The 13,143-nt window shown below is 71.1% G+C and carries 12 protein-coding genes; 3 read left to right on the top strand and 9 right to left on the bottom strand.

Going from position 1 to position 13,143, the window contains the following annotated elements; all coding sequences use genetic code 11:
* Window positions 1-9: 9 nt before the first annotated feature.
* The 7 genes from smpB to pruA form a co-directional block, all read right to left on the bottom strand.
* Window positions 10-489 (bottom strand): SsrA-binding protein SmpB, encoded by a 480-nt coding sequence (gene smpB / locus CLT72_RS27835; protein ID WP_101415430.1) that lies wholly within the window; start codon window positions 487-489, stop codon window positions 10-12.
* Window positions 490-624: 135 nt separating this feature from the next.
* Window positions 625-1,500, bottom strand: coding sequence for a permease-like cell division protein FtsX (gene ftsX, locus CLT72_RS27830; protein WP_101414273.1), 876 nt, complete (start codon window positions 1,498-1,500; stop codon window positions 625-627).
* A gap of 65 nt (window positions 1,501-1,565) precedes the next feature.
* On the bottom strand, window positions 1,566-2,246 hold the full coding sequence (ftsE, locus tag CLT72_RS27825) for a cell division ATP-binding protein FtsE (protein WP_089001878.1): 681 nt from the start codon (window positions 2,244-2,246) through the stop codon (window positions 1,566-1,568).
* A 118-nt stretch (window positions 2,247-2,364) separates the two neighbouring features.
* Entirely contained in the window at window positions 2,365-3,486 is a 1,122-nt protein-coding gene (gene prfB, locus CLT72_RS27820) for a peptide chain release factor 2 (protein ID WP_089001879.1), read from the bottom strand.
* Between the two features lie 160 nt (window positions 3,487-3,646).
* Window positions 3,647-4,162, bottom strand: coding sequence for a PadR family transcriptional regulator (locus CLT72_RS27815; RefSeq protein ID WP_089001880.1), 516 nt, complete (start codon window positions 4,160-4,162; stop codon window positions 3,647-3,649).
* 128 nt (window positions 4,163-4,290) lie between these two features.
* A complete protein-coding gene (locus CLT72_RS27810; RefSeq protein ID WP_101414272.1) occupies window positions 4,291-5,094 on the bottom strand; it encodes a tryptophan 2,3-dioxygenase in 804 nt (267 codons plus the stop codon).
* A gap of 108 nt (window positions 5,095-5,202) precedes the next feature.
* Window positions 5,203-6,831 (bottom strand): L-glutamate gamma-semialdehyde dehydrogenase, encoded by a 1,629-nt coding sequence (gene pruA, locus CLT72_RS27805; RefSeq protein ID WP_089001882.1) that lies wholly within the window; start codon window positions 6,829-6,831, stop codon window positions 5,203-5,205.
* A 354-nt stretch (window positions 6,832-7,185) separates the two neighbouring features.
* On the opposite strand from pruA, the gene CLT72_RS27800 reads away from it, so the two are divergent.
* A complete protein-coding gene (locus tag CLT72_RS27800; protein ID WP_101415429.1) occupies window positions 7,186-8,325 on the top strand; it encodes a hypothetical protein in 1,140 nt (379 codons plus the stop codon).
* Between the two features lie 39 nt (window positions 8,326-8,364).
* On the opposite strand, the gene CLT72_RS27795 is transcribed toward CLT72_RS27800, so the two are convergent.
* Window positions 8,365-8,874 (bottom strand): DUF6912 family protein, encoded by a 510-nt coding sequence (locus CLT72_RS27795; protein ID WP_101414271.1) that lies wholly within the window; start codon window positions 8,872-8,874, stop codon window positions 8,365-8,367.
* 215 nt (window positions 8,875-9,089) lie between these two features.
* Between CLT72_RS27795 and CLT72_RS27790 the strand changes: the two genes are divergently transcribed.
* Both CLT72_RS27790 and CLT72_RS27785 read left to right on the top strand, forming a co-directional pair.
* On the top strand, window positions 9,090-9,317 hold the full coding sequence (locus tag CLT72_RS27790) for a helix-turn-helix domain-containing protein (protein ID WP_089001884.1): 228 nt from the start codon (window positions 9,090-9,092) through the stop codon (window positions 9,315-9,317).
* A gap of 104 nt (window positions 9,318-9,421) precedes the next feature.
* Entirely contained in the window at window positions 9,422-10,018 is a 597-nt protein-coding gene (locus CLT72_RS27785; RefSeq protein ID WP_101414270.1) for an Rv3235 family protein, read from the top strand.
* A gap of 113 nt (window positions 10,019-10,131) precedes the next feature.
* On the opposite strand, the gene secA is transcribed toward CLT72_RS27785, so the two are convergent.
* Entirely contained in the window at window positions 10,132-13,053 is a 2,922-nt protein-coding gene (secA, locus tag CLT72_RS27780; protein ID WP_101414269.1) for a preprotein translocase subunit SecA, read from the bottom strand.
* Between the last annotated feature and the right edge of the window lie 90 nt (window positions 13,054-13,143).

Raw genomic sequence — 13,143 nt, 5'->3', positions numbered from 1 at the left:
TGCGACAGATCAGTCGTCCATTCCCTTGCCACGCCGGCCGGCGATCCGGGCGATCTCCCGGTCCGCGTCCCGCTTGGCGAGGTCCTGGCGCTTGTCGTACGACTTCTTGCCCTTCGCGAGGGCGATCTCCACCTTCGCCCAGCCGTCGGAGAAGTAGACCTGCAACGGCACCATGGTCAGGCCGCCCTCGCGGGTCTTGCCGATCAGCCGGTCGATCTCCAGCCGCTTGAGCAGCAGCTTGCGGGTCCGCCGGGGCTCGTGGTTGGTCCACGTGCCCTGCGTGTATTCCGGGATGTGCATCCCGTGCAGGTAGAGCTCGCCGTTGCGCTCCTGCGCGAACGCGTCGACCAGCGACGCGCGCCCGGCCCGCAGCGACTTGACCTCGGTGCCGGTCAACGCCATGCCCGCCTCGTAGGTGTCGAGGATCGCGTAGTCGTGCCGGGCCTTCTTGTTGGAGGCGACGACCTTGCGTCCCTTTTCCCGTGGCATCGGCGCCACCCCCTTTCCGGTGATCCGCGCCGGACGTCACCGGCCGCGGGGCGGAGATCATGCTACCCGAACGACAAGGACCCTCCCGCGCCGTTTATTCCTGGCGCGGAAGGGTCCTCGTCGAGCCGTACGGCGTCAGACCCGCAGGTAGAAGCGGAGCGTGACCCAGGCGGTCACCGCGCTGACCAGGGCACCGACGCCGGCCATCAGCGGGAACATGAACAGGATGTCGCCCCAGCTCACCGGCGAGAGCAGACCCTGCAACGCCTGGAGCGACCCGTCGAACAGCAGGTACTTGGCCGCGATCAGGGCCACCAGGCCGAGCAACGAGCCGATCAGACCGGCGACCACGGCCTCCAGGACGAACGGCGCCTGGATGAACCAGTTCGACGCGCCGACCAGCTTCATGACAGCGACCTCACGCCGCTTGCTGTACGCGGCCACCTGGATCGTGTTGGCGACCAGGAGCAGCGCGGCGACGGCCATCACGATGGCGGCGGCCAGCGCGATGTTCTGGATCGAGGTGAGGATGTCGAAGATCTTGTCCAGCAGCCGGCTCTGGTCGACGATCTCGTCGACGCCCTCTGTGTCCTTGTACTGGTCGTAGATGCTCTTGTACTGCTCCGGGTTGTTCAGCGTGAGCCGGAACGACTCGGGCAGGCTGTCGGCCTTCACGGCGCTGAGCAGGTCCGGGGCGTCCTGGAACATCTCCTGGAAGCGCTTGTACGCCTCGTCCTTGTTGACGAAGATGCTCTCCTTGACCAGCGGGTCGCCCTCCAGCTTGGCGGCCAGCGCGTCACGCTGCTCGGGGCTCACCTCCTGGTCCAGGAAGATGGAGACCTGGATGTTCTTGTAGTACAGGTCCTTCATGTCGTCGACCTGGCGGTACATCAGACCGCTGGCGCCGAGCATGGTCAGCGAGACCGCCATCGTAATGATCATCGCGATGGTCATGGTCACGTTGCGCCACAGTCCGACCAGTACCTCGGACAGGACGTATTTCACGCGCATCGGGATTTCCTCCGGGTCTCCGGCATGAGGTGTTCGTCGTCAGGCTGCGCAGGGGTGGCGTCGGCTCAGCCGTAGACGCCGCGGGCCTGGTCGCGCACGATGCGGCCGCTCTCGATCTCGATGACCCGGCGGCGCATCTGGTTCACGATGTTGGAGTCGTGCGTGACCATCACGACGGTCGTGCCGGTGCGGTTGATCCGGTCCAGCAGGCGCATGATCTCGATCGAGGTGTCCGGGTCCAGGTTTCCGGTCGGCTCGTCCGCGAGCAGGATCAGCGGACGGTTCACGAACGCCCGGGCGACGGCGACCCGCTGCTGCTCACCACCGGAGAGCTCGTGCGGGTAGCGGTGCTCCTTGCCACCGAGCCCGACCAGCTCCAGAACCTCGGGCACGACCCGGCGGGCGACCGCCTTGGTCTTGCCGATCACCTCCAGGGCGAACGCCACGTTCTCGTACGCGGTGCGGTTCGGCAGCAGCCGGAAGTCCTGGAACACGCAGCCGATGGAACGCCGGAAGTGGGGTCGCTTCCAGGAACGCATCGACGTGACGTCCTTGCTGTTGACGACGACCCGCCCCTTGTTGGGCGAGACCTCGTGCAGCAGCAACTTGATGATGGTGGACTTGCCGGAGCCGGATGGACCGATGAAGAAGACGAACTCGCCCTTCTCGATCGAGACGGACACGTTGTCGAGCGAAGGCCGGGACGCCTTCGGGTACGTCTTCGTCACTTGCTCAAGCTGAATCACGGGTGGTGAGTCTACGCGGTGTAACCGGAGAGCCAAGCCCCACGCCCCGCCGTTGCGAGTCGCGTCATCCAATTCGGGCGTACCGGAGAGATCGACGACGCGCTCCGCCCACGGTCGATCACGCAGCGTCGCCGGCGAGCTGCTGCTGCTTGCGCCACCGGATGCCCGCCTCCAGGAACTTGTCCAGGTCGCCGTCGAAGACCGCGGTCGGGTTGCCCGTCTCCTGCTCGGTCCGCAGATCCTTCACCATCTGGTACGGGTGCAGGACGTACGAGCGCATCTGGTCGCCCCAGGAGCCGGCGGCGTCGGTCTTCAGGCCCTGGAGCTTGGCCTGCTCCTCCTGGCGCTTGCGCTCCAGCAGCCGGGCCTGGAGCACCCGCAGCGCGGAGGCCTTGTTCTGCAGTTGGGACTTCTCGTTCTGGCAGGTGACCACGATGCCGGTCGGGATGTGCGTGAGCCGTACGGCCGAGTCGGTGGTGTTGACGCTCTGCCCGCCCGGGCCGGAGGAGCGGTAGACGTCGACCCGCATCTCGTTCTCGGGGATCTCGATGCTGTCGGTCTGCTCGACCACCGGCAGCACCTCGACGCCGGCGAAGCTGGTCTGCCGGCGGCCCTGGTTGTCGAAGGGGCTGATCCGGACGAGCCGGTGGGTGCCCGACTCGACGCTGAGCGTGCCGTACGCGTAGGGCACCTTGACCGTGAAGGTGGCCGACTTCAGGCCCGCCTCCTCGGCGTAGGAGGTCTCGTAGACCTCCGTCGGGTAGCCGTGCCGCTCGGCCCAGCGCAGGTACATCCGCAGCAGCATCTCGGCGAAGTCCGCCGCGTCCACGCCGCCGGCACCGGCCCGGATGGCGACCAGCGCCTCCCGGGAGTCGTACTCGCCGGAGAGCAGGGTGCGGACCTCCATCTCCTCGATGGCCTTGCCCAGCGAGGCGATCTCCGCCTCGACCTCGGTGAGCACCCCCGGGTCGGACTCCGCCTCGGCGAGTTCCAGCAGCACCTTGGCGTCGTCGAGCCCGGAACGGAGACTGCCGAGCTTGCTGATCTCGCCGTTGACGTACGACAACTGGGAGGTCACCTGCTGGGCCTTCGCCTGGTCGTCCCACAGGTCGGGCGCGGAGGCCTCCTGCTCCAGGCGGTCCTTGTCCGCGCGCAGCCGGTCGATGTCGAGCACCGCCTCGATGTTGCGCAGGGTGGCGTCGAGGTCCTTGAGCTGTTCGGCGTAATCGGCAGCGGTCACGACAGACAAGGGTACTGCTCGTGCGAGGAGTGAGCTTGCGAGCCCCGCAGTCACGAGCCAAAAAGGTGCCGCTCGTGCGAGGAGTGAGCTTGCGAGCCCCGCAGTCACGAGCCAAAAAGGTGCCGCTCGTGCGAGGAGTGCGCTTGTGGGGCGGCGCCGGTCAGCCGACCGGGGCGCTCTTCAGCCAGGACAGGGCGGCCTTGTGGTAGGCGACGGCGAACTCCAGCGCGCTGGCGTCGTACGCGTCGCCCTCCTTCTTGGCGTTCTTGACCTGCTCCCGGACCTTGGCCAGGGCCTCGGTGTGGTATTCGTTGGCCGCCGCCTGGAGGTTCTTGAGCTGGCTGGCCGAGTGCAGCTCACCGAAGGCGATCCGCAGGGCGATCGGGTTGCGGATCGTGTCCCGCCCCGGCTCCTCGGCCAGCCAGCGGGAGAATGTCCGTTTTCCCGCTGCGGTGATCGCGTACGGTTGGCTGGAGCGCGGGCCGGGCTTGCCCATCCGGACCAGGCCCCGCTCGGCCAGCACCGGCAGCTCCCGGTAGACCTGGCTACGCGTCATCGACCAGTACGGCGCCAGCCGGCGCTCGGCGGCGGCCATCAACTGGCCACCTGTCATGGGGCCCTCGTGGAGCAGCCCGAGCAGGGCCGCCGCCGTGGGGTTGACTCCGGAATCCGCCATGCCCCTCACGCTGCCACTTTGCCGACCCGGCGTCCAGGATTTGGCATTTTCGCCACCCGGTCGGGTTCCTATGTGCACTGTCGGCGCGAGACGGTCCGCCGGGGAGATGGGCGGACGGTCCTCCGGGGTCACAGTCGGCTACGCAGCTCCCACAGCTCCGGGTAGAACCGGGTCTCCACGCGCGAGCGCAGGTACGCCCCGCCCGCCGAGCCCCCGGTGCCGGGCTTCGTGCCGATCTGCCGCTCGGCCATCAGCACGTGCCGGGCCCGCCACAGCGAGAACGCCTGGTCGTGGGCGACCAGCGCCTCCGCGAGGTCCCACAGCGGCCCGAACCGCTCCCGGTCCCCCGCGATCTTGGCGTACGCGGCGAAGCGCGACTCCTCCTCGGCGACGTCGAAGCCGGCCCTGCCGAGCACGGCCAGGAAGCCGTCCCAGAGGCTCGGCTCGGCCAGCCGCCGCTCCAGGCGCTCCCGCTCGGCGTCGGGCAGGCCCCGGAAACGGCGCAGGTAGTCCGGGTCCTTGAGGCCGGAGAGGAACTCGATCTCGCGGAACTGGGCGGACTGGAAGCCCGAGGCCGGGGCGAGCTTGGTGCGGAAGGCCAGGAAGTCCTGCGGGGTCATCGTGTCGATCACGTCCACCTGGCCGATCAGGACACGCTCCACCACGTGGCAGCGCTCCAGCCGCACCCGGGGCAGGTAGGTCTCGCCGGCGAGCAGCCGGTCCCGGGCGTCGGTCAGCTCCGCGAGCAGCAGCTTGAACCACAGCTCGTAGACCTGGTGGATGGTGATGAAGAGCAGCTCGTCGTGGGAGGCCGGGTCGGACTCCGGCACCTGGGCGGCCAGCAGGTCGGCCAGCCGGAGGTAGTCGGTGTAGGTGAGCAGGCCACCCTGCTCGCCGAAGTGGGGATCCTGAGCGGGGGTGGGGTGGGTCACAGCGGCCACGGTACCGCCGTACGGCTGCCCCCGCCCCTCCCCGGTAGGGGTGCGGGGAAGGGCCCCCTCCCGTGCGCTCGACGACGGGAGGGGGCCCTTCGGCACGCCTCAGCCCATGTGGGGGTAGGTGTGGTCGGTCGGCGCGACGAAGGTCTCCTTGATCGTGCGGGGCGACATCCACCGGACCAGGTTGTGCCAGGAGCCGGCCTTGTCGTTGGTGCCGCTGGCGCGGGCGCCGCCGAAGGGCTGCTGCCCGACCACCGCGCCGGTCGGCTTGTCGTTGATGTAGAAGTTGCCGGCGGCGTACCGCATCTTCTCGGCCACCGCGTCGACCACCCGGCGGTCCGTCGCGAAGATCGACCCGGTCAGGGCGTACGGCGCGATCGACTCGGCCTGGGTGACCACGTCGTCGAAGCGGCCGTCGTCGAAGACGTGCACGCCGAGGATCGGCCCGAAGTACTCGGTGGTGAAGGTCTCGTGGGCCGCGTCGGTGCACTCGAAGAGCGTCGGCCGCACGAACCAGCCCACCGAGTCGTCGGCGGTGCCGCCGGCGAGGACCCGGCAGGCGTCGTCGCCGCCGATCAGCTCCAGCGCGGCCGTGTGCCGGTCGAACGCCCTGGCGTCGATCACCGCGCCGCCGAAGTTGCCGAAGTCGGTGACGTCGCCGTAGGTGAGGGATTCCGCGGTGGCGGCCAGCCGGTCGCGCAACCCGCCCTCCCACAGCGAACGCGGGACGTACGCCCGGGACGCCGCCGAGCACTTCTGGCCCTGGTATTCGAAGGCGCCGCGGATCAGGGCGGTGTGCAGGGCGTCGACGTCGGCGCTGGTGTGCGCGACGACGAAGTCCTTGCCGCCGGTCTCGCCGACCAGCCGGGGGTAGCCGCGGTAGCGGGAGATGTTCTCGCCGACGGTCCGCCACAGGTGCTGGAAGACCTTCGTGGAGCCCGTGAAGTGGATGCCGGCCAGGTCGGCGTCGGCGAGCACCACGTCGGAGACCTCCTCGCCGCGCCCGGTGACCATGTTGATCACGCCGGGGGGCAGGCCGGCCGCCTCGAACAGCCGCATGGTGAAGTGCGCGGCGAACTGCTGGGTCGGGCCCGGCTTCCAGACCACGGTGTTGCCCAGCAGGGCCGGCGCCGAGGGCAGGTTGCCGGCGATGGCGGTGAAGTTGAACGGGGTGACCGCGTAGACGAAGCCCTCCAGCGGGCGGTGGTCGAAGCGGTTCCACACCCCCGGCGACGACATCGGCTGCGCCTCGAGCAGCTCCCGGGCGAAGTGCACGTTGAACCGGAGGAAGTCGATGAACTCGCAGGCGGCGTCGATCTCGGCCTGGATCGCCGTCTTCGACTGGCCGAGCATGGTGGCCGCGTTCAGCGTGTCCCGCCACGGGCCGGCGAGCAGCTCGGCGGCGCGCAGGAAGATCGCGGCCCGCTCCTCGAACGGCAGGGCCCGCCACATCGGGGCGGCGTCCTTGGCCGCCTTCACGGCGGCGCGGGCGTCGTCGTGGGTGGCGTGGGCGGTGACGCCGAGCACGTGCGCGTGCTTGTGCGGCTGCACCACGTCGATCGACTCGCCGCCGGCCATCCGCTGCTCGCCGGCGATGGTCATCGGCAGGTCGATCCGCTCGGCGGCCAGCTCGGTCAGCCGCCGCTGGAGCCGTTCCCGGTCGGTGCTGCCCGGCTCGTAGTTGCGCACCGGCTCGTTGCGGGGCTCGGGTACGGAGAACACGGCGTCCATCAAGGCTCCTGGCGATCTCGGCAGCGGTGGCGAAACCGGACCCGCGGGCACCGGCCGGACGACCGGCGCCGACGCCGCGCCGGGTTCACCGGTCACGACAGCGGGGCCTCTCCCGATTCTTCCACGCCCCGCCCTCACCGCCGTCCCACCCGTGGCCGTCGCCGCCGCGTCGCCGCCCCGCGCCCGGCTTCGTCGATCGAGGGCTCCTCCGCCGGGGCCGGCGGGCTCGTCGACCCCGGGCCCCCGGCCGGCGGCGGGAGGGCGGGCACGGGGCCCGGGGGTCGTGGACGCGTACGCTGGGTGGCCGGTGAACTGCCGGCCCACCGGGGCCGGGCGTCCGTCGGAGGGAACACGATGACCAAGCAGCCCGGCAGCTCCGCAGCCGCGGAGTCGGACCGGTCGGCGTCGGCCGCCGACGCCGACACGACGGACACCGTCGGGGACGCCGACACGACGGACACCGTCGGGGACGCAGCCACCGGAGCGCAGGACGCCACCGGCGCCGGACCGGTGGACACGACCGACCCGAGCGGGGCCGGGCCCTCCGCCGACCCGCGGGGCGGCACCGCCGCGGCGTTCGCGCCCGGGGCGCCGGTGCTCGCCCTGCTGGCCCTCGGGTGGCTCGCCGCGATGCTCTGGTCGACCCGCGAGGTGATCAGTTCGGCGGCAGCCGGGCTCACCGCCATCAGCCTCTCCGCGTTCGCCCTGCCGGGGGTGATCTCGGCCGCACTGGTCGCGGGCGCCGGCTTCGCCCTCTTCGGCGTGGACCTGCTCGCCCGTCGGGGCAGCGACCGGGTCACCCTGCGCTTCCTGGCGGCCATCGGCACCGGCCTGCTCGTCGGGCTCGCCGCCGCGTTCGCGATCAACCTGACGTACGCCGACAACGCGACCACCAACGTGATCGCCGCCACCACCGCCGCCGCCGCGACCATCGGCGGAGCCGTCGCCGGCGCCCGCAGCGGGCCCGTGGTCGGGGCCGTGGTGGCCGCCGCCCTCGGCACGCTGATCTTCGTGGTGGCCTTCAGCCAGGCCCGCGACCCGCTCTTCGACCTGTTCGGCAGCGGCGACGGCCAGGAGTCGCTGCTGAGCGCGGCCAAGTGGGTCTCGCGCACCGAGTCCCTGCTCGCCGGCCTGGTGGCCGGGCTGCTGGCCTTCGGATACCTGACCCTGGCCCGCCGTCGGGCCGCCCGGCTCGACGCGGCCGCGCCCGCGCCACGCTGGCCCGCCTACCTGCTGGCCGGGGCCGGCCCGGGCCTGCTCCTGCTCGTGGCCGAGGTGATCATCCGGGTCGGCGGGCGGTCCCTGCTCGACCTGGCCGGTGCGCTGAGCGAGGCGGACGCGGTGGCCCAGACCTCGCTGGGCACCTCCCGGATCGACAACGCCATCTGGGTGCTCTTCGTCGGCGCCCTGACCGCGATGATCGCCTTCGGCCGCACCCTGGGGCCGGCCCACGCCGACGACGACGAGCCGGCCGAGGCCGCGCCCACCCGCTGACCCGGGCACCGGCGCCCCGTCGGTACGGGCGCCGGTCGGTCAGGAGGTGGCGCGCAGCAGCAGGTCCAGCTCGGTGACGTCGTACCACTCCAGCTCGTGGTCCTCGGCGCCGTCGACCGTGAACTGCGCGTCCGCGTCGCCGGCCAGGGCCTCGGTGACCACCTCCGTCGCGGCGGTGACGTCCTCCACCGCGTCGGCGCCGTCCACGTGGACGGCCGCGACGGCGCCGACCGGCACGGGGTCGCCCAGCTCGACCGCGCTGGAGCCCAGGTCCCCGTCGCCCCGGGCCACCGCCGAGGCGGGCAGGTCCACCGAGACGACCACCCGGCGACGGGGGGCGTCCGGGTCGGCCCGCAGCAGCTGCAACGCGTCCTGGGCGGCCCGCGTGAAGGCGACGTACTCCAACTCCTCCTCGTCGCCCTCGGCGTACCACTCGCGCAGCGTGGGGGTCACCGCGTGCGCGGCGGCCACCGGCAGCCCGGGGCCGCGCAGCAGGGTCAGCATCGGAACGGTCGCCGGCACGTACACCCGGACAAGCTGCTCGGTCACCGGTCGTCTCCCCCGCTCAGGTTCCGCGCCGGCCTCCGCCGGTCCCGGCCGATCATGCCCTATCCCGTGACCGTCATACACCGCGACCTGTGCGGGCAGAAGCGCCCCGTCGGCGTGTCCCGGGAAGGCGTCGCCGCAGGTCGCGACCCGTCGGCTGGGCCACGTCGGTGGTCGGTGGCAAACTGAACCAAACGACGCCAACCCCGGGGGTTCTCGTGGAGCCGAGGTTCCTGCTGCTCTCCGACGTGGCCACCGAGCTGAACGTGTCGGACTCGCAGGTCTACCACATGGTGCGCAGCGGCGAGCTGCCCGCGATCAAGATCGGCGGGCGCGGCCAGTGGCGCGTGGAGCGTGCCCGGCTGGAGGAGTACATCGAACGCAAGTACGCCGAGACGGCCGAGTGGGTGCGGAGCAACCCGCTGACCGAACGCGACCCGGAGTAACCGGGCCGATCCGCAGGGCATTGACCGCAGGCTCCGCCGTACCTGAGAATGGAGGACGTCGAAGGCAAACGAAAGCAAACGCAGGAATCATGGGAGGTTCCCGGATGACCGACTCCCGCCGCCCCGGGCCGGCGCGGCCTCCCGTCCGGCTGCGCCCCGCCCCCTCGTTCGAGCCGCCGTTCACCGACGACGACGCCGCCCACTGGCCGGCCCCGGGCCACGCCCAGCTCGTGCTCGACCTGTTCGAGCCGGCCCGACGCGAGGCCGACCGGCCGCTCGGCCGCCGGCAGCGACCCGCGCCGACCGGCCCCGGCCGGCGCACCGCCGCACCGCTGCCGCTCGACGCGCTCGTGACCGCCACGCCCGAGGCGACCCGGGCCGCGCACCGCTTCGTCAGCACCTGCCTAGAGGTGATCAACGGCTACCGCCCGCCCGGGCAGCTCAGGCCGCTGCTCGACCCGTCCCGGGCCGCCGGGCTGTTGCCCGAGCTGGCCCGCGCCACCGCCCGCTCCGGGCCGGTCCGCCGCCGGTCGACCCGGCCGGCCGTACGCCTGCGTCGGCTGCGGGTCTGCGAGCCGCGCGCCGCCGCCGTCGAGGTCGCCGCGGTCCTCGCCGGCGCGGGCGGTCGCACCTGGGCGATGGCGCTGCGCCTGGAACACCGCCGGGGCAGCTGGCTCTGCACGGCCCTACAGGTGCTCTGAGCTACCGGGCTTCGGCCACGGCGCCCGGACGTTCGCCGAGACGGAAGCGAGCCGTGGTCCACAAGGACCACGGCTCGACTGCTCCGGCGGGCGCGGGCCCGCTCAACTGCTTGTCACGCGCCGCCGTTGGGGGAACCGTGGCAGCGCTTGTACTTCCGGCCGGACCCGCACGGGCACGGCGCGTTGCGGGACGGGCCGTTGCCGCCCTCCGCCTGCCCCGTCGCCACCCGCCGGCTGCTGGCCGCCGGGACGCCCGGGCCGCGCAGGCCGGACGCCGGACGCTGCGGCGCCGCCGGGGCGGTCGTCCCCGGCGCGGCCGGGGCCGCCGGGGCCGGGCCACCGACGCCCAGCGCCGGCGCCTGCTGCTCGGCGCGCTCGACGGCCACCGCGCCGGCACCGGCCTCGCCGTCGATGGTCGGCGCGGAGTATTGCAGGCCCTGCTGCTGCGGCGCCCGGCCCAGGCCCTTGGCCCGGATCTCGACCGGCTTGTCGAGCAGCTGGACCTCCTCGGCCTCGGGCTCCGGCTCGTTGACCTGCACCTCGAGGTTGTAGAGGAAGCCGACCGTCTCCTCCTTGATGCCGTCCATCATGGTGGCGAACATGTCGAAGCCCTCGCGCTGGTATTCCACCACCGGGTCGCGCTGGGCGTACGCCCGCAGGCTGATGCCCTCCTGGAGGTAGTCCATCTCGTAGAGGTGCTCGCGCCACTTGCGGTCGATGACCTGGAGCAGGACCATCCGCTCCAACTGGCGGGTGCCCTCCTCACCGAGCTGCTCCTCGCGCCGGTCGTACGCGGCGTGCGCGTCGTCCCTGAGCCGGGAGAGCAGGAAGTCGGCGTCGATGCCGGCCCGCGAGCCGCCGGCCTCCTCCTCCATCTCCTCGATCGTGATGCCCACCGGGTAGAGCTGCTTCAGGCTGGCCCAGAGCTGCTCCAGGTCCCAGTCCTCGGCGTAGCCGTCGGCGGTGGCCCCCTGCACGTACGCGCCGACGACGTCGTCGATCATGTTGCGGACCTGGTCGGAGAGGTCCTCGCCGTTGAGCACCCGCAGCCGCTCGGCGTAGATCACCTGGCGCTGCTTGTTCATGACCTCGTCGTACTTGAGGACGTTCTTGCGGATCTCGGCGTTCTGGCCCTCGATCTGGGCCTGCGCGCTCTTGATCTGCTTGGTGACCATCTTCGACTCGATGGGCACGTCCTCCGGGATGTTGAAGCGCTCCATGACCGCCTCGACGGCGCCGGAGCGGAAGCGCTTCATCAGCTCGTCCTGGAGGGAGAGGTAGAAGCGGGACTCGCCCGGGTCACCCTGCCGGCCCGACCGACCGCGCAGCTGGTTGTCGATGCGGCGGGACTCGTGCCGCTCGGTGCCCAGCACGTACAGGCCACCGACGGCGGCGACCTCCTCCGCCTCGGCGTCGCAGGCCTGCTTCCACTGGGGCAGGACCTCCTCCATCGCCTTGGCGTACTCCTCCTCGTGCTCCAACGGGTCGAGGCCGCGCTGGCGCAGCTCGTTGGCGGCGAGGAACTCGGCGTTGCCGCCGAGCAGGATGTCGGTGCCACGACCGGCCATGTTGGTGGCGACGGTGACGGCGCCCTTGCGGCCGGCCTGGGCGACGATCTCGGCCTCACGGGCGTGGAACTTGGCGTTCAGCACGGAGTGCGGGATGCCGCGCCGGCGCAGGAGCTGGGAGATGATCTCGGAATTCTCGACCGAGACCGTGCCCACGAGCACCGGCTGACCCATCGCGTGCCGCTCGGCGATGTCCTCCACCACGGCGTTGAACTTGGCCTTCTCGGTCTTGTAGATGACGTCCGGCCGGTCCTGGCGGACCATCGGCCGGTGGGTCGGGATCGTCACCACACCGACCTTGTAGACCTTGTTGAACTCGCCCGCCTCGGTCTGGGCGGTGCCGGTCATGCCGGAGAGCTTCTCGTAGAGGCGGAAGTAGTTCTGGAGGGTGATGGTGGCCAGGGTCTGGTTCTCCTGCTTGATCTCCACCCCCTCCTTGGCCTCGATCGCCTGGTGCATGCCCTCGTTGTAGCGACGGCCGTGCAGGATGCGGCCGGTGAACTCGTCGACGATCAGGACCTCGCCGTCGCTGACGATGTAGTCCTTGTCGCGCTTGTAGAGCTCCTTGGCCTTGATGGCGTTGTTGAGGTAGCCCACCAGCGGGGTGTTGACCGACTCGTAGAGGTTGTCGATGCCCAGCCGGTCCTCGACCTTGGCCACGCCGCGCTCGGTGACCGCGATGGTGCGCTTGGAGTGGTCGACCTCGTAGTCGCCCTCGCCGTCCTTGCCGGGCTGGAGCCGGGCCACCACGCCCGCGAACTCCGAGTACCAGCGGGCGGAGTGCTCGGCCGGGCCGGAGATGATCAGCGGGGTGCGGGCCTCGTCGATCAGGATCGAGTCGACCTCGTCGACCACCGCGAAGTTGTGGCCGCGCTGGACCAGCTCCTCCTTCGACCACGCCATGTTGTCGCGCAGGTAGTCGAAGCCGAACTCGTTGTTGGTGCCGTACGTGATGTCGCACTCGTAGGCGGCCCGGTGCTCGGTGGCCGGCCGGTTGGGCAGCACCACGCCGACGGTGAGGCCGAGGAACTCGTGCACCCGCCCCATCCAGGCGGCGTCACGCTGGGCCAGGTAGTCGTTGACCGTGATGACGTGCACGCCGTCGCCGGAGAGCGCGTTGAGGTAGACCGGCATGACCGAGGTCAGGGTCTTGCCCTCACCGGTCTTCATCTCGGCGATGTTGCCGAAGTGCAGCGCCGCGCCGCCCATGACCTGGACGTCGTAGGGCCGCTGGCCGAGCACCCGGGCGGCCGCCTCGCGGCAGACCGCGAACGCCTCCGGCAGCAGGTCGTCGAGGGTCTCGCCGTCGGCGAGCCGCTCCTTGAACTGGTCGGTCATGCCGCGCAACTCGTCGTCGGTGAGGTTGACGTAGTCGTCCTCGATCGAGTTGACGGCGGCGGCGATGGCCTTGAGCCGGCGCACCATACGGCCCTCGCCCGCGCGGAGGACCTTTTCCAGAATCGACACGGATCAACGCTCCCCTAGACAGTCTCGACCCATCGTAGGCGCTCCATCGGCGCGATGGTCACTGGTGGCGGCCCTCCGAGTCGGCGAAAC

Source organism: Micromonospora sp. CNZ309, assembly GCF_002846525.1.
The sequence above is the reverse complement of the archived record's forward strand: the minus strand, read 5'-3'. Positions and strand labels throughout refer to the sequence as shown.